Below are 20,762 nucleotides of genomic sequence, written 5' to 3' on the forward strand. Positions count from 1 at the left end.
TGTTTTTAAAAATCAATATTTAATCCAAGTAAGAACTTACCAGTTGTAGGATAAGCATTTAGTTCTAACCCACTGTCCAATACTCCTCTAGGAAGTTCAGGGTTAAATCCACTGTATTTAGTAAAAGTTAGCGGGTTTTGGGCTACAGCATAAATTCTCAAACGGGATAAATTTATATATTCTACAATTTTATCACTGAAGTTATAACCTAACGTAATATTGTTTACTCTAAGGAAATCACCATCTTCTAAATAATAATCAGATGGAAGTGGTACTTCGTTAAAAGCTCTTGGACCTGCAGAGGCCTCAGTTGGCACTACATTACGTTCTGCAAATAAATCGGCATCGATGTTTTCACCACTAAAGCGCTGTGCTCTTAAACCATTAAATACTTTATTCCCAACATTACCAAATAATGAAGTAGAAAAATCTACTTGCTTATAGGTAAATCCAAGATTAATACCATAATAAAAATCTGGTTGGTACGATCCCATATATTGTCTGTCGGCCTGGGAAATTGTTCCATCACCATTAGTATCTACATATCTAAAATCACCAACAGAAGCAGCAGGCTGTGCACTATTACCTATTTCTTCCTGAGATTCAAAAATACCATCAGTTTTATAAAGCCAAAAAGTTCCTAATTGATTTCCCTCTACAGTTCTGGTAACTATTTTCCCATTTTGTAAATCTCCACTATCAATAAAAGGAGTTGCATTTGCTACAACAGGATTAATTTTGGTAAGTTCATTTTCGTTCTTAGTAATATTGAAACCAATATTATAGCTAAAATCACCGCTTTCTGATTCATCCGACCAATTTAAACCAAATTCTATACCTTTATTTTCAATACTTCCTGCATTGGTTACGAAGTTATCATCACCTGAAGTTTGTGGTAGCGCTAAAGGAAAAAGAATATCTTCAGTAGTCTTCTTATAATAAGTTACTTCCCCTCTCAACTTACCTTGGATTAATCCAAACTCAACACCTAGGTCCAATTCTTTTGTAGTTTCCCATTTAAGGTTTTCATCATATTGCTGAATAGACGATCCTCCAATGGCTACACCAGATGGAAAAGGATATGCTGAAAAATCTATTAGCTGAAGGAATAAACCAGAATTTATACGATCATTTCCTACTAAACCATAACTACCTCTAACTTTTAAATTGCTAATGAAATTTTGATTGCTGAAGAAATTTTCATTATCAATATTCCAAGCAACACCAAAAGATGGGTAGTATTTTATACGCTGAGATTCTGCAAATTTTGATGACCCTTCTCTACGTATGGTGGCGTTAAAAACATAGCGTTTATCAAAATTATATAGTAATCGCGAGAAATAAGCAAGACGCGTGGACTTGTCACCACTATTTTCAACTTTTTGTCCTTCTTGCTCTCCAACATTCAAATACAAAAGATTATCCGATGGTGGCACTCCTCTTCTTGAACCTTGTAAAAACTCTGAAGAGAAACGCTCTGCTGTTAATCCTAATGTTAGATTTATATCATGCTTTCCAAACTTCTTATCGAAAGTTAAAAAGTTATCCCAGTTAAAACGCTCTTCATCTACATCGCGAACAGTTAATTGCTGATTTTGATTATTTATCTGGACTCCACTTTCATTTTCCACATTATAGCTTGCACCATAAGATCTAATCTTTTGTCTTAAAACATTAACCCCTAAACTAGAGCGGAAAGACAACCAATCTACAACATCAAGCTCCCCCCAAACATTACCAAGAATCCTAACCTGCTCATTTACAGATTGATTATTCTCAATTTCTGCTATTGGATTTCCAACATTATTTAAGTTAGTAGTTTGATAATTACCCTGAGCATTTCTTACTGATAAAAAAGGTGCTTGTTTATATGCACTAGTAAAAGCACCGTAAGGAACACCATCTATTGCATAAGCCGATGTTGAAGGCGCAAAACCTCTCTCTCTAGCCAAGCTCAAATTGTGCCCTATACGCAAATTTTCATCGAGGTGATATGTATTATTTAAACGAACTGTTAAACGCTCGTATTTATTATTTTTTAAAATTCCCTCTTCATCCATATAATTGGTAGAAACAAAATAATCGATATCGTCTTTACTCCCTGAAACAGATAAATTATAGTTCTGGAAAAATCCATCTCTTGTAATTTCATCCATCCAGTTGGTCGTCTTTAAATTACCAATTTCAGCTTCACTAAAAGCCGGATCATTGCCTCCTCTTACTAAAGCCTCATTGGTATATCTTGCGTATTCCTGAGCATTAGCCATATCTACTCCATTTACAAGAGTATTTATACCCGTCTTAGTGGAAAGAGAGATGTTCATTTTTCCCTTACCTGATTTCGTGGTGATTAAAACGACACCATTTGCCCCTCTCGCACCATAAATGGCCGTTGAAGAAGCGTCTTTTAAAACGTCAAAACTTTCGATGTCTGAGTTTGCTATACCACTGATATCTTGTGTAATTACACCATCAACAACATATAATGGATCTGCACCTCCAAGAACAGAAATCGACCCTCTAATCCTTACATTACCCACGGATCCTGGCGATCCGTCATTGATTACCTGAACTCCGGCAAGTTTACCTTGAGCGGCCTGCAGTGCTGAAGTCGTTGGTGAGTCATTGATTTCTTCTCCTTTAAGGTTACTTATAGTTCCCGCAAGATCACGAGATTCAGCCTTACCATAACCAATAACAACGACCTCGCTCAATGCGGCAGCTTCTTCCTGCAATGTAATGTTGTATTCATTTGAAGAACCAACAGTAATCTCTTTAGGTTGAAACCCTAAAAAGGTAACCTTAAAAATATCGCCTTCTTCAACACCTTCTAACGTGTAATTACCGTCGAAATCTGTTACGGTAAAAATTTCTTTACCCTGAACTTTTAATTGTGCACCAGGTAAAGGTACCGCGGTACTATCGGAAACAGTACCACTAATAGTTTTGGTCTCTTGTGCCATACCTATATAGGATAGAAGCATGACAAAAACAGTAATTAATTTAAATTTCATACAGTTTAGTATTTACTTAATTTTAGCGAAATATACAGGTAGATTGTATTTTAACGCAAACGATATAGTACACATCCTATACATCAATTAAAAAGAAGATTTAAAAAACTTATTATCAGTTATTTAAAAAATATTTGAAGTAAAATAAAATACCGTAAAAATGACTATGATGTAGTATTGATGTAGTACTAAATTCTAAGAAATGACGGTTTTTTTTAAAATTTTAGAATTTCTTAATAAGAAAATTTGTCAGATTCTCGGTTTTATCCAAATCCATTTTTTTACGAAGACGGTAACGATGAACTTCCACTCCCCGAACAGAAATCCCCATTAGTGGTGCAATTTCTTTTGAAGTAAGATTCATTCTAAGGTACGAACAAAGTTTTAAATCTTTGCTTGTTAAATTGGGATAGGCATCTAAAACATCTTTGAAAAAATCTTCATGGATTTCATTAAAATTAGTTTCGAAGACCTGCCATTCATCTTTGCTTTTTACGGCACCATTAATCTTATTCATAATATGTTTTAAGCGATATTCATTAATTTTGGCTTTATCTTTATTGAGCTCCCCCTGAATTTCCATCAACACTTCATTTTTCTTTGCGGCCATCATGGTAGTGTTAGCAAGTTCTTTTCGTTTCATATCAATTTCATCCATAAGGCGTTCCCGCTCTAAACGGACTATGCGTTCTTTATGCTCTTTTTCAAATTTTTGCTCAATAATCAGTTGATGTTTTTTCAGTCGTCTTCGGTTATACAGAAAAATTAGCCCTACTCCACTAATGAACAATAGCATATAGATTCCCTTCATCCAAAAAGACAAATACCATGGTGGTAATACTGTAAATTCAAATGTTTTAAAGTCTTTGCCATTGGTGCCAAAAGGATATATTTCAAGACTATAATCTCCATAATCTAAGTTCTGAAAAATCAACTCTCCATTTTCTACAATCCCGCTAACGGTATCATTACCCACCAAACGATAAGCGATATTTCTAGAATCTGAAAATGGAAGCCCCAAATCCAAAGTAACCAAACTGGCATGCTTATGTGGAATATTTGGTTTTTCCATCAAGCTATATGTCTTATTTGCATCTTGAAAGCCGGCAACAAAAGGTTCTGCTATAAATAATTGATGCTGTTCTTTCATTAATGCAGCCAGATCTACACGGGCAAAACCATCTTTAAGACATATATAGTAAATAGAGTCTGAAACCGCAGTCATCTGCTCATATCCCTTCACTAAGCGATTTTCAAGACGCCAGGCAGGTAAGCTAAACTCTTGATCCTTTAAATTTGTAAAAAATAGATCATCACTCTGAGTATTTATAAACCAGTACTTACTATCATGCTCTTCAAGAAGTTTAAATCCTTTTAAATCTCGAAGTTCTTCAAAAACTTCGAGACGATCTTTAAATACATTATAGCGGTACCAGTTTTGATTAGAGTACACAGCGATTTGATTGTTAATACTATAAATCTGAGAATTAAAATGTTTCAAGCTATCTAAGCTTGGGACATCCTGTACTCGAACTGCTTTATTGAGTTTCTCTGAAAACTGAACTCTATAAATTCCTTCGTAAGGATGGGCTGCCCATAAAACATTCTCATTCTCAAAAACCATTTTCTTAACCGGGAAGCCTATATTATCAATCTTATAGAACGAAGAATCGGTTACCACACCAATCCCGGTATAAGTACCTACCAAAATCTGATTTTTTGGCGACAATGTGGTATGAAAACTTCCGGTAGAATTGTCCAAAATTTTAAGTTTATTATTTAAAATCTCAAAAGTTGAAGAATTACTATTACTGATAACCTTATCCCCAATCTTCGCCAAATTCCAGGAATGTCCTTCTCCACCTTCTATCAAACGCAATCCCGACTCATCTAAAAAATAAACCCCGGTATTACTAGCCAGGTATATCTTATTTGATTCTTTAATTAAATCGTAAACAGCTCCCAGTTCCCCCGTGGTATTTGTATAAAATTTAATAGGGGAATCTATATCCATTCTGTCTATACCATTATCTAAGCCCAGCCATAATTGACCTTTAAAAACATCTAAAGCCAGAACAGTATTATTTTGCAAGCCGTTGGATCTGTTAAACACCTGGATTCCTTCGTTATTTCTATTCCATTTTAGAAAACCATTTTTTAAAGTTCCGATGATAAGATTCTCATGATCGAGACTTAAAATTTTATTTAATTCAGATTTTTCGATAGCATCATTAAGGTTACCTGGCATTAAATTGAATTCATCATTCTTTTTATCTAAATAAAAAATTTGTTCTCTGGTACCCGCAATTAATTGATCGTTATGGACCTCTAAATCAGCGATAGTATTCCCAGTCAATTTTGAGGAAGGCTCAAAAAATTGTAGTTTATCAGCATGGTTTAAAAAAAAGATTCCATCTCGACCTTTAGCTACCCAAAGCTTATTTTGAAAAACCTTCATCCCTGTAAAAACACCGTTGGAAATTTTGATTATTTTATCCCCATCGTACTTATACAAAGCTCCAAAAGATCGAAAATAAATACTGTCGTTATAGGCCATGATTCCCCAAAACTCCTCGTCCCCTAACGCTATATCCTTAAATAAAGGATTTAAGGAATGATATGAATATCCCCCCATATCATTTCTTTCCCAATACCCGAATTCTCGATAAGATCCTGTAAAAATTTTGCCTTTATAAGCATAGACTGAACGAATAATGGCACCAGAATTTAAACTGAATAATTTCCAGGTCTGTCCGTTAAAAATTAACAGGCCTCTATTGTTTGCAACGTAAATCATACCCGTTTCATCTATAGAAATATCCCAATTTTGGCTGGCAGCATCATAGGCTATAGATGAATAGTTTTGTATAGGTGGATTTAGTTGTTGAGCAGTAGAACAAAAAGAATGAAAAATACTAATTATTAGTACGATACAGCAAATAGTACTTCTAATATAGAAACCATTTGTGCAGGTAAAAAATTTTGCTTTCATACTTCAAAAATACAATATTTTATTACTTCTGAAATCATTCTTATAAAAACTCAAGTTTAATATTGGATTTAATCCGTTTTATAGGAATATTTCCTATTTTTGAAGAAATTGATTTTTGGAATGAATTACGATAGAATAAAAGAAAAACTAGAAATTCTGGCCGATGCTGCAAAATATGATGTCTCTTGCTCAAGTAGTGGCAGCAACCGAAAAAATAAGAATAATGGTCTTGGAGATTCTTCCGGTATGGGTATTTGCCACAGCTATAGCGAAGATGGACGCTGCATTTCACTCTTAAAAATATTACTGACGAATCATTGTATTTATGATTGTGCTTACTGTGTAACTAGAAGAACTAATGATATTAAGCGGGCTGCCTTTAAAGTACAGGAAGTAGTAGACCTGACCATAAATTTTTATCGCCGCAATTATATAGAAGGACTTTTTTTAAGCTCTGGTATTTTTAAAAATGCCGATTATACGATGGAACGTTTAATCAAAGTCGCCAAAAAGCTAAGAGAAGAAGAAAATTTTAATGGCTATATTCATTTAAAATCGATTCCTGGTGCGAGTGATGAACTAATGAGAGAAGCTGGATTATACGCAGATCGCCTAAGCGTTAATATAGAAGTTCCTACAGTATCAGGTTTAAAGCTGCTGGCTCCGGAAAAAAAGCATGAAGATTTCACAAAACCAATGGAGAAGGTTAAAAATGAAATTATTCAGTTTAAGCAAGAAAAAAAGTTTCTAAAAAGTACGCCTAAATATGCTCCGGCCGGGCAAAGCACTCAAATGATCGTAGGAGCCACCGGAGAAAGCGATAGGGATATTATGTACTCTGCCAATTATTATTATAAGCAATATAATATGAAAAGGGTATATTACTCTGGCTACGTTCCCATTTCTACAGATCCAAGGCTTCCTTCTATTACCTCACAGGTACCAATGCTACGGGAAAATAGATTATACCAAACAGATTGGCTATTACGATTTTATGGTTTTGATATTCGGGAATTGCTTAATAACCACCATCCAAACCTTGATTTAGATATCGATCCTAAATTAAGCTGGGCCCTTAGGAATCAGCATTTATTTCCCATCAATATCAATTTAGCAGATAAAACTATGCTGGCCAGAGTGCCTGGTTTAGGAATGCGATCAGTTCATAAAATCATCCAGGCAAGAAAATATAGAAACTTGAATTGGGAACATTTAAAAGCCATTGGTGTCGCTTTAAATCGCGCTAAATACTTTATCGTTTGTAATTCCAGGTTATGGGAGAAGAAAGACTGGACTGCAGATCAGATAAAATCAAAAATATTAAAAACAAGCTCCGGAAAATTCAGGAAAGATTATTCAAACCAATTAAACCTGTTTGAACATGCCGTCTAGAATATTAATATATGATGGTACCTTTAAAGGGCTACTCACTTGCATCTTCCAGATTTATGAGGAACGCTTAAACGATTTCACAATTCATCCGGAAGGGTATAATCAAACCGATTTTTTTGCTAAGCATGAAGTGGTGGTTACAGATTTAGAAAAATCGGCGCGCGTTTTAAAAAGTTTTAAAAATTATACTTCAAAAAAAGCCGTGCATCGTATTTATCGTGCCTTTTTATCTGAAATTCCGGGAGTAGAACTTCTAATTGTTGAATTTTTTAGACATGTTTTTAGGCACAAATCAGACCTTTCTGATGATTTTTCATACCCACCAGTTCTAAAAATCGCTCAAATAGAAAGAAAAGTAGGAAGAGAAAAGCACCGAATGGAAGCTTTTATAAGATTTGAATTGCTAAAAGATGGAATTTTTTTCACAAAAGTTGCCCCAGATTTTAACGTTTTACCCTTAATTTTAAAACATTTTAAGAACAGATATGCCGATCAAAAGTGGGTGATTTATGATGAAAAACGACAATTTGGACTCTTCTACGATCTAAAAAAAGTAGTCACAATCAGCATAAATTTTGAAAAAAAATCAAAAAACAACCCTGATGTTCTACATGAAAACGAAATAAGCTTCCAAAAATTATGGAAATCATATTTTGAATCGACTAACATAAAATCACGTAAAAACACCAAATTGCACCTTCAACATGTACCAAAGCGTTATTGGAAATATTTAACGGAAAAGACTATATTCATGTAATGAAAATTAGTTTACATTTGTTCGTTCAACTAATTAAACATTATAACGATGAAAAAATTATTTTTATTATTTGCTGTAGCAACAATGACGGTTTCTATGTATTCTTGTAGAGAAACTACTGAAGAAAACGCAGAAGAGAACATGGAACAAATGGGTGAAGACGTAGAGAATAGCGTTGATGAAGCTGCTGATGAAACTGAGGAGGCAATGGATAAAGCTGGCGACAAGATCGAAGAAGCAGGTCAGGAAGTTGAAGACGAAGTAGAGAACAACGACGACATGTAATTCTCTCTTCCCTCGGGAAAAAATCTAAAAGCCACTCGTCGTAGTGGCTTTTTTTAGCTTAACATAAAATCAAAAACTAAATAATCATGAAAAAATTAATCTTATCTGTATTTGTTGTAGCATTCGCTTTTACTTTTCAATCGTGTAGAGAATCCACTGGTGAAAAAACAGAAGAAGCTGTAGAAGCCATAGGTGAGGATATCGAAAATAATGTAGAGCAGGCTGGTGAAAAAATAGAAGAAGGCGCTAATAAAGTAAAAGAAGAAGTTGATGAAGAGATTCATGAAACCGATGATGTAAATGGCGAAGAAGCCAATGATGATATATAAATTAGCGAGAGCGAATTATATGCCTGTTATAAATAAAAGAGGCTGCAAATTTTGCAGCCTTTTATTTTTTCCTTTCGATCACATAATTCACCATTAATTCTAAGGATTCTTTATACCGGGATTCTGGATATTCATCAAGTATTTTCAAAGCTTCTTGTTGGAAGAGAATCATTTGCGAACTCGCATATTCCAAACCTCCCTTATCCTTCACAAAAGCAATAACTTCTTTTACCCGTTTCTTATCCTTATTATGATTTTTAACCGAATTGATTATCCAGGCTTTTTCTTTTTTATCGGAATGATTAAGTGCATAAATTAAAGGCAAAGTCATTTTTTGCTCTTTAATATCGATCCCAGTGGGCTTTCCTATCTTTTCTTCGCCATAATCAAAAAGATCGTCTTTGATCTGGAAGGCCATTCCAATAAGCTCACCAAACCGACGCATGTTTTCTACATCACCTGAGTCTGGTTTTACCGATGCAGCCCCCAAACTACAGCAGGCTGCAATAAGCGTAGCTGTTTTTTGACGGATAATATCGTAGTAGACCTCTTCGGTAATATCTAAACGACGAGCCTTTTCTATTTGAAGCAATTCTCCTTCGCTCATCTCTCTTACCGCTACCGAGATAATCTTTAATAAATCGAAATCATTGTTGTCGATAGATAATAAAAGTCCTTTAGAAAGTAAGTAATCCCCAACGAGCACCGCAATCTTATTTTTCCAAAGTGCATTAATACTAAAAAATCCTCTCCTGCGGTTACTATCATCCACAACATCATCATGAACCAGCGTAGCTGTGTGAATAAGTTCGATGACTGAAGCACCTCGATAGGTTCGCTCGTTTACTTTTCCATCTGAAACCATCTTTGCGACCAAAAAGACAAACATAGGTCGCATTTGCTTCCCTTTTCGATTTACGATATAATGGGTAATTCGATTTAAAAGGGCCACTTTAGAAGACATGGATTGGAAGAACTTTTTTTCGAAAAGTTCCATTTCTCTTTCAACCGGAAGTTTTATTTGAGAGATTATCTTCATAAAGTCCGCAAAGATAGCTTAATTCACCAAATTGAAGATAAATTATGAGGCCGATTTATTGGCTAATTGCCCACAAGCAGCATCTATATCCTTCCCGCGAGATCGTCTTACCGTAACTGTAATGCCATTTTGCTCTAACAACTGCTGATACATAGCTGTTGCCTGCGAAGATGCCTGCTGAAAATCCCCATCATCGATAGGATTGTATTCAATTAAATTTACTTTACAAGGCACGAATTTACAGAATCTCACTAAAGCCATCGCATCCTTACGGGTGTCATTTACATCCTTCCAAACGATATACTCGTAGGTAATACGACTTTTGGTTTTGGAATACCAGTATTCTAAAGCCTCACGCAAATCTTCTAAAGGAAATGTTTCATTAAAAGGCATAATCCTGGTACGAACTTCATCAGTAGCGGCATGAAGCGAAACCGCTAATTTTATTTTAGCTTCGTCGTCTGCGAGCTTTTTAATCATTTTAGGCACACCAGAGGTAGAAATGGTAATACGCTTTGCAGACATGCCTAAACCTTCGTCTGAAGTGATCTTTTCTACCGCTTTCATCACATTATTGTAATTCATAAGCGGCTCTCCCATGCCCATAAACACAATATTGCTTAAAGGACGATCAAAATACAATCGACTTTCATTATCAATCGCCACTACCTGATCGTAAATTTCATCTGGATTAAGATTTCGCATACGCTTTAAACGTGCTGTAGCGCAAAACTGGCAATCTAAGCTACATCCTACCTGAGAAGAAACACAGGCTGTTGTCCTGGTTGGTGTAGGAATAAGAACAGATTCTACCGTAAGATTGTCATGTAGTTTTACCGCATTCTTAATAGTCCCGTCGCTACTTCGTTGCATTTGATCTACACGAATATGATTGATCACAAAATTCTCAGCAAGCATGGCACGGGTTTGCTTAGAAATGTTAGTCATTTCGTCAAAATCATGAGCTCCCTTACTCCAAAGCCATTCATAAACCTGTGATCCTCTAAAGGATTTATCACCGTGCTCCACGAAAAACTCCTGAAGTTGCTTTTTGGTTAAAGCTCGTATATCTTTTTTCTTATTCTCCACAACACAAAATTACAAAGATTTTGAGGATATATTCATACCTCTTAAAATGCAAAAGGCCACAACTTTATGCGATTGTGGCCTTTTAACTTTTGTTCTAATTTCTTATAAGATTAACATGGCATCACCATAAGTATAGAATCTATATTTTTCTTTTACCGCCTCTTCGTAAGCTCTCATCATAAAATCATGACCCGCAAAAGCAGAAATCATCATCAATAACGTAGATTTTGGGGTATGGAAATTCGTCACCATACAGTTTGCTATACTAAAATCGTAAGGAGGAAAGATAAATTTATTGGTCCATCCACCAAACTCATTTAAAGTTTGATTTGACGAAACTGAACTTTCTAAAACTCTCATTACCGTAGTACCAACTGCACAAACCTTACGTTTCTCTGTTTTTGCTTTATTGATGGTATGTACCGCATCGCCTTTTACGAAGGCTTCTTCACTATCCATTTTATGTTTGCTAAGATCTTCTACCTCAACCGGGCTAAAAGTTCCTAAGCCTACATGAAGGGTCACCTCTGCAAAATTAACTCCTTTTATTTCCAAACGTTTCAATAAATGCTTAGAAAAATGAAGTCCTGCTGTAGGCGCAGCTACCGCTCCTTCTTCTTTGGCATAAATTGTTTGATAACGTTCCTGATCTTCAGGCTGTACATCTCTTTTTATATACTTTGGTAGTGGTGTTTCTCCTAGTTCTTTAAGCTTTCTTCTAAAATCTTCATAAGATCCATCATAAAGAAAACGCAAAGTTCTACCTCTAGAGGTGGTATTATCAATAACTTCGGCTACTAAACTTTCGTCATCACCAAAATAAAGCTTATTACCAATTCTGATTTTTCGTGCAGGGTCTACTAAAACATCCCAAAGTTTGGTTTCTGCATTTAATTCTCTCAATAAGAACACTTCAATCCTAGCACCTGTTTTTTCTTTATTACCATACAAACGAGCAGGAAAAACCTTGGTATTATTAAGAACCATCACATCTTCAGGATCAAAATAATCAATAAGATCTTTAAATTGTTTGTGCTCTATCGTTTGCTCTTTTCGGTTAAGAACCATTAGGCGCGCTTCATCTCTGTTTTCAGCTGGATATTCGGCAAGTAATTCCGGCGGAAGTTCGAAATTGAAGTTTGAAAGTTTCATTCCCATATTTGAATTTTTAAAGGCTGCAAATATACGACCTCAAAACAGGCGTTGTCAAGTAATTAACCGATTATTTAGCTTTGTATTGAAATTTATTCATTTTTAAGCTATAAAATACTAATAGACTTCCCTATTATCGGATGATATTTTTCTCCGCTCAACGCGAAAACTTCCGGATCGGTAATCTCAAGCATTTTAATTTTATATCAGGAAACAATCATTTTCTACGTTTAAAATCCCGCCAAAAGTTTCGATTTGTACGCTCTCTTTTTGAAGCGTTCCGTAAGAAAATAAATAAGGCGTTTATTGAATTTTCAAATTTTATAATCAGCTTCTATAAATTCTAACGAAATTTATTAATCTTTAATTACTTCAAAATTTAGCTTTTCTAAATCTGAATAAAAATCTGGATAACTCTTCGAAACGACCATAGCATCTGCTATTATTACTGGAACTTTTAAAGCTATAGGTGCAAATGCCATAGCCATACGATGATCGTTATAGGTCTCGATTTCTACATTTTCTTTTAAAATTGCAGATGGCTTTAGCTCCAAATGCTCGTCAGAGATCACTACTTCCCCTCCTAATTTTTCGATTTCGTTTTTTAATGCCACCAATCGATCGGTTTCCTTGATCTTGAGTGTATGGAGCCCGGTTAGTTTGCATGCGGTTCCCAAACCAAGACAAGTTACGGCAATAGTTTGTGCGATATCGGGAGAATTCCTAAGATCTTCACTAATACTTGCTGGTTTAGAACATTTCGATTTTTTTAGCGTAATACTGTTTTCTTCGAAACTTGTTTCTACACCAAATTGCTGATAGATTGTTGCTAAACAGGAATCCCCCTGTAAGCTTTCTTTTCTGTAATTCGACAATCTAATCTCAGCTTCTTCTGCGAGTGCCGCTATACTATAAAAGTAGGAAGCAGAGCTCCAATCTGATTCTACCGGAATCGTTTTTGGAGAAACCGCAGCACATGCTTCAATCCTAATGATATTATCCTCGAAACTTCCCTGAATACCTGAGCGCTGAAGCATTTCTAATGTCATCAGGATATACGGAGTACTGGTCACCTGCCCTTCCAGGTTAATGGTTAATCCCTCAGGAAGCGAAGCTCCAATAAGCATTAATGCTGAAATATACTGGCTGCTAATATTAGCCTGAAGGCTTACAGCATTGGCCTGAAGCTTTTTACCCTGTATTCGTATTGGAGGGTAACCTTCATTCCTTTCATAAGAAATATCAGCCCCCATAGATCGAAGCGCTTCTACCAGTAATTTAACAGGTCGCTCCTGCATGCGCGGGCTACCGGTTAATACTGTTTCTCTTCCTTCCTGAACCGCAAAATAAGCTGTAAGAAAACGCATGGCAGTACCGGCATGATGGATATCTACCTCAACTTCATTAGAAGTCAAAGCTTTTTTCATCACCTGGGTATCATCACTATTCGAAAGATTGGAAATCTCAAGGTTCTTAAACAGCGATTCTATAATTAATAATCGGTTTGATTCGCTTTTAGATCCTGTTATTTGCAGCGCTCCTTTCACAGTTTCCTGTGAGTGCTTAAGTTTAAATTTCATGGAAGAGAAAATTGATAATATTATTTTTTTAGTTGCTCCTTTTCTTTTCTTCGGAACTGGCCGTACGATACAATCATACCATATACGATCATTCCCAAGACCTGACCCACAACAAAAGTAATCATTTTCCCGTCTGCCATCCTATCCTGATAATATTCTTTAAAAGCCAGCCCTCCATAATCAATGACCATCATGACGATATTGTAAATAAGAACAAATAAAAAGCCTAAAATAGCAACAGACTTCCAATACTTTTTACTGGACATAATTTCTTTAAACTTCATCTTACTTTAGCTTTTCGTTATTATGATGCCTGTTGTGATCTCTTTTAGTTTTAAGATCTAGTTTTTTATCGAAAGCTTCCTGTAAATCTACTCCGGTTTGATTAGCAAGACAAAGCACTACAAACACCACATCGGCGAGCTCCTCGCCAAGATCTTTTGCTTTATCGCTTTCTTTTTCACTTTGCTCGCCATATCTGCGCGCAATAATACGCGCAACTTCACCAACCTCTTCGGTGAGTTGCGCCATATTAGTCAATTCATTAAAATATCTTACGCCGTGCTCTTTGATCCAATCATCAACGGCCTTCTGTGAGTTCTGTAGATTCATTTCTGTCTTCAATTTTAGACAAAACTATAGCTTCTGAATGTTTACTCACAATTTCATCGAAAAAGTTTTTTTAAATATTCATAATCCGAACATGCGTAAATGGATTTATTTAAATCTATCGAGGTTTCAATTCGTAGGAAGTTTGCACTCTGGGAAATGATGTATTTAAAATTCGCACCATCCTCATTCATTTTTACCATAGCACTCTCTGGTAATGACTCTACTTTATAACCTTTAGGAACCATAATATTGACGGTACTACCATATTTCATTGGGTAATTTAAATAAATGGGATAGGTTCGCTCTTCAGCCTTAAAAGGATTCTCATCCTCAGCCAAAAATAATAGCGGATTTATATATAATTTATCTCCAATGGCTTCGACCCCGTTATGAATTTCAAATTGATAAATCTCTTTAATATCGCTCCCTATTTGGTGCTCATTTTCTTTGGTTAAAGCTGAAATCAAAATATCACCTTTCCCCTCCTGAAGCATTTCTATATAATTATCCTGATTAATCCCACGATATTTATCTCGATGATTTTTTGCCGCCAATCTGTTATATACACCAGTACACTTTCCTTTTATTTTTAGATCTTCGGTGATCTGAAAGTTGAGATAATCCCACTTTGAAGACTTATAATTTGGTAATAAATACACCCAATCTGATTTTCCATCATCCTGAATAATTCTACCCTGCCAGTTCCTGGCGCGATCTGGTAGTTCTCCAGGTGCTGCATTTTTATCTGTGGCATCCAAAAGAATGATTTGTTCCCCTAATTGTACGCCCACGATCACGTAATTAAATCCAGAGCGTGTGGGAAAAACAGGAACCCCGTTACTTTTAGTGCTTAACAAAACAGGATAGGCCTGCAAACCAGCGTAACGGAGCATAGCCGTAAGCAGTAAGTTTATATCTCCAGTATTCCCGGTACCCTCTTTATAGGCCTTTCTAATTCCGTTTTCCGCCGTATAACCAATATAGTCATTCCACGCGATTTTACTTTTCACGAAGTTATATATAAGAATCAGCTTTTCTTCGGGATTCGCTGCTTCTGCTAATACCCCATCAATATCATCCTTGAAGAAATTACTTTTTCTTAGCTCTGTAGCATAGCCCCCTTCATCATAAATAGATTTAGACACATCATCCCAGGTATGGCTAAAATATTCCATAGGTTGATTAGGAAACTTGGTGTATTGTAACTCCCATTTTATCCTTGCAGCATAATTATCTAGGTAATCCACATACACTTCTTCTTTTAGCGCCGGGATATCTTCTTTTGCAATAGTATATACCTTCTGCAAATAATTTGTGCTTTGCGCATGCATATTAAAAGGTTCACTCGTTTGCGTTACGGGAACAAAAAGTGAGGCCAGCTGATTGTAATGTGATACAAAACCAAAAAATTCCGGAATTTCAACTTTAACTTCTATCTTTTTTATCGGGATCGTCGTTTGAAGCTCTGTGTCATCCAAAGAGGTTAAAAACGGACTACTTTTCTCGTATTCATATTCAATAACGCTACCTGGTTTTAGGGATGGCATCGTGAATTTAACAGCTTTTCGGTATTTAGAAACCTCTTCATCAAAAATTTCATCTTTTCTTAATTTTTCTTCAACAAGTTGATCTCCTTCAAGATTATAGGTATAGCCTTTAATGCCGTAAATTTTCTCATCATCACTACCGTTTATATAGGAATTTAAATTCACGGTCGCCCAATCGAACCCATCTTCATTATAAAGCTTAATTCTATAATGATATTTTGTTATTAGCGCAAAACCGGTATTTGAATTATATTCATAGAACGTGTATTGTTTTTTATACAATATCGCAGCGTCTGCATCTTTGTTTGTAGGATGTGCTGTTTCCTGAACCTCTTCTTTAGAGACCTTACCAAATTTGTAATTTTGTGCCTGCGCTGTACCTCCTATTAAGAGCAAGGCAATGAGATAAAATTTTAAATGCATAGTAGATAGTTTTTAGCCGTTTTTAACTAAAACAGCTTTTTGATTGCTTAACATGTTGATCTTGTTTAAAAACGCTCTAAAATCTTCGTATTTATCTGCTGGCCAATGTCCCTGGTTTACACTTAAAGAGCGCTTAACCACAAGAGTTCCCGGATGCTCGTTAGATTCTTTAACAGAGAGTTTAAAACTTCCAAAATCGGTATCTATGCTAATTGCTTCGGGTAGGGCCTCCACCGCATAACCTTCAGGAATTTTAAAATTAAATTGATCTTTATTAGTAAATCCACGTAAAATCTCAATAGGATAAAGTCTGTTTTCGTTACGTGATACTATATCTATTTCGGGCTCAATAAAATTAAGCGGCAGTAAGATCCTTTTACCTGCAGTGGTGTAAAATTTTTTACCGCTAAAAACTAATTCTTCTGAAAAACTAGCGTGCTCTTTATCGTTTTCAAACTTTAAATTATCAAAATGAATACCCTGTAAGTTTCCAAAAACCTCTTTATAATATAGGTTTTTATCTTTCTCTTTTTGTGTTTGTATATGATAATTATTCCCGTAGGAAATGCCTTTGCTTTGCTTTTTTATACTGGCGGTAAAAATATCTTCAGAAAGGCCTATATCACATAGGGTTTCTTCAAGATTTATGGCACACTCATAGTTTGGGGTTTTCACAATTTCTCCACCTTCCTCTTTTATGAGTAATACATGACGATTATCTGTAAAATCTCCCAAATAATTAAATGGTAAGGACTGGCTGGTACATTCCAGCCAAACATCATTTTCTGCGATTCCCGGCACATTTAAAATAACATGGTTTCCCTGCATTGAGGCAAACTCAGGATCAATATCTTTTTGTTCTTCACCGGCATAAACCACTGCATAGTTTGATTGAATACCCTGCGAAGCCAGTAAAGCTTTCATATAATTGGTTAGGCCTTTACAATCTCCATACCCCAAACGATCTACTTCAGTCGCTAAAATTGGCTCCCAGCCACCAATACCTAATTGCACACTAATGTAGCGGGTTTTACCCTGCATATACTCATAAATGAGTTTAGCTTTCTCGTAATCGCTCTCAGCGTCTTTTACCAGTTCTGAAATCTCGGCTTTTGTAACCGCATTTAACGCATCCCTGCCTTTAATAAGGTTTTCGTATTGCCACTTCCCAAATTCTTTCCAGTTATTGGCAGTCCCCTCTACCCCCATCAAACTAAACCTGTCCAGAGCGACTTTTACTTTTGGGGTCATGTCTGAAATCTGGGGACTATACGGCTCATATTTATAGGCCGGAATATGACTTACTTTATAGGATAACTCGAATTGGGTATTATTCTTTTCGAGTTTAATACTATCTAAATTAGACTCCAGATAACGTAGTGGTATATGCTTTGGATTTTTTAACTGGTATGAACCGGATTCCATACTTACAAAGTAACCATCAACTGGCTGAAAAGGCTGAATAAAAACAGTGGTAGACATTTGCACTTCACTCTCGTAAACCACCGTATAAGGATAACTCATAGGAGAATAATCCAGATAGCTCACTCTGTTATCTGAATATAAATTAGAAGAGCCTACCGCACTTTGATCTTTAAAATCCCGCTGTTTATACTTCTTGATCTCTGTGCCTTTGTTATCGTAAACGTAAGCAGATTGTGACTTTATCTTGGCATCACCATCATCGTAAAAGTCATAGGCATGGACATAACGATCGCCGTATTTATTAAGTACGGTAACTACTCGTTTGGTAGTAACCGTCATTTTATCTACATCCTCAACCTCAATTAAAATAGTCTCATCCCTGATAACCGCATTAGCATGTTCGGTAAGTTCTTTTTTTAGAATGATACTTTGGTAAGAATCCTGAGCATAACCAAGGATTCCACTTAGGAGCATAAAGCCTAATAAAAAAGATTTCATTGCAAAACTGATGATATTCGTTTTGCAATATATTAAAATTTTAAGAATTTTTAACTTTTATTTTTAGAATCCATTAAGATAGTTACTGGTCCATCATTTAGCAGTGCTACCTTCATATCAGCACCAAATTTACCCGTTCCTACTTTTTTGCCCAGCTGTTTCTCAAAGCTTGCAATAAATTCCTCATATAACGGAATCGCCATATCCGGCTTTGCCGCTTTAATATAACTTGGGCGATTCCCCTTTTTAGTACTTGCATGTAAGGTAAACTGGCTTACAATGATGGCATCACCTTTTACATCTAAAAGCGAGTTATTCATCACCTCGTCTTCATCATTAAAGATACGCATATTCACAATCTTTCTACAAAGCCATTCTATATCTTCTGAAGTATCATCAGCTTCTATGCCTACTAATAACAAAAGGCCTAAACCAATTTCAGCATTTACCTTATTTTCTATGCTTACAGAAGCATTGGTTACCCGCTGCAAAACTACTCTCATTTCTTATAATTATCCATTCTATAAGGCTCGTCCTCGCCTTCGATGATTTGCAAATAACTTTTATAACGCGACCACGGAATTTCCCCTTCTTCTAAAGCATCTTTTACCGCACATTTTGGTTCATTAAGATGCAGGCAATTATGAAATTTACAATCTTGTTTTAATTCAAAAAACTCAGGAAAATAATTACCTAATTCTTCTTTTTCGATATCTACCACTCCAAATCCTTTAATTCCCGGAGTATCTATAATTCTGGCATCAAAACTAAGGTCGAACATTTCAGCAAAAGTAGTGGTATGCTGACCTTGTTTATGTTGCTCAGAAATCTCGAGGGTTTTTAAGTTTAAAGAAGGCTCCAGCGCATTGATCAATGTAGATTTACCCGTACCACTATGCCCTGAAAACATAGAGGTTTTACCCAACATCATTTCTTTTACCTTATCTACATTTTTACCGCTTTTTGCCGAGATGCCTATGCATTCATATCCAATATCACGATACAGCTTAGCCAGAAATTTTATTTCTAAAAGCTCATCTTCGTTATAGATATCGATTTTATTAAAAAGAAGTACAGCTTTTACATGATAGGCCTCTGCCGTAACTAAAAATCGATCGATAAATGTGGTAAAAGTGGGAGGATTATTTAGCGTTACCATAAGAAAAACCTGATCGATATTGGCCGCGATAATATGCGTTTGTTTAGACAGGTTCACTGAACGCCGAATAATATAATTATCACGGTCTTTAATCTTTTTGATGACCCCCTGAGTTTGTCCTGAAATTTCTTCAAGATCAATCTCTACCTGATCGCCTACCGCAACAGGATTGGTACTTTTAATTCCTTTTATTCGGAATTTCCCTTTGATACGGCAATCATAGAATTCACCATTCTCTGCCTTTACCTGATACCAACTGCCCGTAGATTTATAAACCGTTCCTTTCATTTACATCTTTTCCCTAATTAAATACCTCGCAAAATTACACAATTTCACGAGGTATTATCTTATTTTGGAAAATCAAGAAATCATTTCAATGCTTAGCTGTCTAAAATTGCCTGCTGATGATTAATTGATTCCTGGTGAACTGCTTTAAATAATTTTAAAACAAACTCTTCACTTAGTCCGTGTTGCTCACCTTCAAGCACCATCTTACCAAGGATTTCATTCCAACGTTTGGTTTGAAGAATCGCTACGTTTTGTGACTTTTTCACGTGACCGATATCTTCAGAAATTTTCATACGCTTGGCTAAAAGCTCGATTAACTGATTATCGGCAATATCGATTTTAGCCCTAAGATTCTGTAATTTATTTTGGTATTCTTCACTTTCAGAAACCTCTTTTCTGATCTTAAGATCTTTCATGATCTGCACCAAAGTTGCCGGTGTAATTTGCTGTTTAGCATCACTCCATGCATTATCCGGATCCCAGTGAGTCTCTACCATTAATCCGTCAAAATTAAGATCTAAAGCAGTTTGACAAAGATCAAAAATAATATCACGACGTCCTGCTATATGAGAAGGATCTAAAATTAAAGGAAGATCCGGGAATTTATTTTGTAACTCGATTGCAATTTGCCATTCGGGATTGTTACGGTATTTCGATTTTTCGTAGCTGGAGAATCCTCTGTGAATTACCCCTAGATTTTTGATATCTGCAGTATACATACGCTCAACCGCACCTAGCCACAAAGCTAAATCTGGGTTTACAGGATTTTTAATTAATACCGGCTTATCGGTTCCTTTTAGCGCATCTGCAATTTCCTGAATAATAAAAGGAGAAACCGTAGTTCTTGCTCCAATCCAAAGAATATCAACATCGTGTTTTAAAGCCAACTCAACGTGATGCGGATTTGCAACCTCGGTAGTTGTTAACATTCCGGTTTCTTCTTTGGCCTTTTGCAACCATTTTAAACCTAAAGCACCAACGCCTTCAAAATTCCCAGGTCTTGTTCTTGGTTTCCAGATTCCGGCACGTAAAACTGTCGCATCGGTATCTTTTAACTGATGAGCGATTTTTAGCACCTGCTCTTCGGTCTCTGCACTACATGGTCCTGCGATGACCAAGGGATGATCTAATCCGAATGCATCTAACCAGTTTCTTAATTCTTTCTTGTTTTCCATGATTAA

17 protein-coding genes are annotated in these 20,762 nt (G+C 35.9%); 4 read left to right on the plus strand and 13 right to left on the minus strand.

The features are described 5' to 3' along the window. Positions 1 to 5 precede the first annotated feature (5 nt). Together ZPR_RS16600 and ZPR_RS16605 are read right to left on the minus strand one after the other, a co-directional pair. Entirely contained in the window at positions 6 to 3,014 is a 3,009-nt protein-coding gene (locus tag ZPR_RS16600) for a SusC/RagA family TonB-linked outer membrane protein (protein WP_013072909.1), read from the minus strand. A gap of 223 nt (positions 3,015 to 3,237) precedes the next feature. Further along, a complete protein-coding gene (locus ZPR_RS16605) occupies positions 3,238 to 6,006 on the minus strand; it encodes a sensor/regulator hybrid (protein WP_013072910.1) in 2,769 nt (922 codons plus the stop codon). Positions 6,007 to 6,126: 120 nt separating this feature from the next. On the opposite strand from ZPR_RS16605, the gene ZPR_RS16610 reads away from it, so the two are divergent. The 4 genes from ZPR_RS16610 (at position 6,127) to ZPR_RS16625 (ending at position 8,769) form a co-directional block, all read left to right on the plus strand. Beyond that, entirely contained in the window at positions 6,127 to 7,398 is a 1,272-nt protein-coding gene (locus ZPR_RS16610) for a putative DNA modification/repair radical SAM protein (protein ID WP_041579035.1), read from the plus strand. Then, positions 7,388 to 8,155: a TIGR03915 family putative DNA repair protein gene (locus tag ZPR_RS16615; protein WP_013072912.1), complete on the plus strand. Its 768-nt coding sequence runs from the start codon at positions 7,388 to 7,390 to the stop codon at positions 8,153 to 8,155. Before ZPR_RS16610 ends, ZPR_RS16615 begins: the two co-directional genes overlap by 11 nt. Positions 8,156 to 8,251: 96 nt before the next feature. Beyond that, complete coding sequence (locus ZPR_RS16620) at positions 8,252 to 8,440, plus strand: hypothetical protein (protein WP_233421318.1); 189 nt, start codon at positions 8,252 to 8,254, stop codon at positions 8,438 to 8,440. An 86-nt stretch (positions 8,441 to 8,526) separates the two neighbouring features. Beyond that, entirely contained in the window at positions 8,527 to 8,769 is a 243-nt protein-coding gene (locus ZPR_RS16625) for a hypothetical protein (RefSeq protein WP_013072914.1), read from the plus strand. Positions 8,770 to 8,830: 61 nt separating this feature from the next. Here ZPR_RS16625 and ZPR_RS16630 read toward each other — a convergent pair whose 3' ends face one another. The 11 genes from ZPR_RS16630 to ZPR_RS16680 form a co-directional block, all read right to left on the minus strand. Then, positions 8,831 to 9,808, minus strand: coding sequence for a polyprenyl synthetase family protein (locus ZPR_RS16630; protein ID WP_041579036.1), 978 nt, complete (start codon positions 9,806 to 9,808; stop codon positions 8,831 to 8,833). Between the two features lie 42 nt (positions 9,809 to 9,850). Further along, the gene (rlmN, locus tag ZPR_RS16635; protein ID WP_013072916.1) at positions 9,851 to 10,897 is read right to left on the minus strand and encodes a dual-specificity RNA methyltransferase RlmN; all 1,047 of its coding nucleotides are present in this window, start codon (positions 10,895 to 10,897) and stop codon (positions 9,851 to 9,853) included. 102 nt (positions 10,898 to 10,999) lie between these two features. After that, entirely contained in the window at positions 11,000 to 12,049 is a 1,050-nt protein-coding gene (queA, locus tag ZPR_RS16640) for a tRNA preQ1(34) S-adenosylmethionine ribosyltransferase-isomerase QueA (RefSeq protein WP_041580076.1), read from the minus strand. Between the two features lie 356 nt (positions 12,050 to 12,405). Beyond that, positions 12,406 to 13,629 (minus strand): 3-phosphoshikimate 1-carboxyvinyltransferase, encoded by a 1,224-nt coding sequence (gene aroA / locus ZPR_RS16645; RefSeq protein WP_013072918.1) that lies wholly within the window; start codon positions 13,627 to 13,629, stop codon positions 12,406 to 12,408. 20 nt (positions 13,630 to 13,649) lie between these two features. Continuing rightward, a complete protein-coding gene (locus tag ZPR_RS16650; RefSeq protein WP_013072919.1) occupies positions 13,650 to 13,913 on the minus strand; it encodes a hypothetical protein in 264 nt (87 codons plus the stop codon). A gap of 1 nt (position 13,914) precedes the next feature. Further along, the gene (locus ZPR_RS16655; RefSeq protein WP_041579037.1) at positions 13,915 to 14,241 is read right to left on the minus strand and encodes a nucleotide pyrophosphohydrolase; all 327 of its coding nucleotides are present in this window, start codon (positions 14,239 to 14,241) and stop codon (positions 13,915 to 13,917) included. A 53-nt stretch (positions 14,242 to 14,294) separates the two neighbouring features. Further along, the gene (locus tag ZPR_RS16660) at positions 14,295 to 16,211 is read right to left on the minus strand and encodes a transglutaminase domain-containing protein (RefSeq protein WP_013072921.1); all 1,917 of its coding nucleotides are present in this window, start codon (positions 16,209 to 16,211) and stop codon (positions 14,295 to 14,297) included. A 12-nt stretch (positions 16,212 to 16,223) separates the two neighbouring features. Continuing rightward, entirely contained in the window at positions 16,224 to 18,134 is a 1,911-nt protein-coding gene (locus ZPR_RS16665) for a DUF3857 domain-containing protein (RefSeq protein WP_013072922.1), read from the minus strand. Positions 18,135 to 18,184: 50 nt separating this feature from the next. After that, complete coding sequence (dtd, locus tag ZPR_RS16670; protein ID WP_013072923.1) at positions 18,185 to 18,637, minus strand: D-aminoacyl-tRNA deacylase; 453 nt, start codon at positions 18,635 to 18,637, stop codon at positions 18,185 to 18,187. After that, complete coding sequence (gene rsgA / locus ZPR_RS16675; RefSeq protein ID WP_013072924.1) at positions 18,634 to 19,581, minus strand: ribosome small subunit-dependent GTPase A; 948 nt, start codon at positions 19,579 to 19,581, stop codon at positions 18,634 to 18,636. Before rsgA ends, dtd begins: the two co-directional genes overlap by 4 nt. Positions 19,582 to 19,673: 92 nt before the next feature. Continuing rightward, a complete protein-coding gene (locus ZPR_RS16680; protein ID WP_013072925.1) occupies positions 19,674 to 20,756 on the minus strand; it encodes a bifunctional 3-deoxy-7-phosphoheptulonate synthase/chorismate mutase type II in 1,083 nt (360 codons plus the stop codon). Positions 20,757 to 20,762: the final 6 nt, after the last annotated feature.

It is taken from the genome of Zunongwangia profunda SM-A87, from assembly GCF_000023465.1.
Lineage (GTDB): Bacteria > Bacteroidota > Bacteroidia > Flavobacteriales > Flavobacteriaceae > Zunongwangia > Zunongwangia profunda.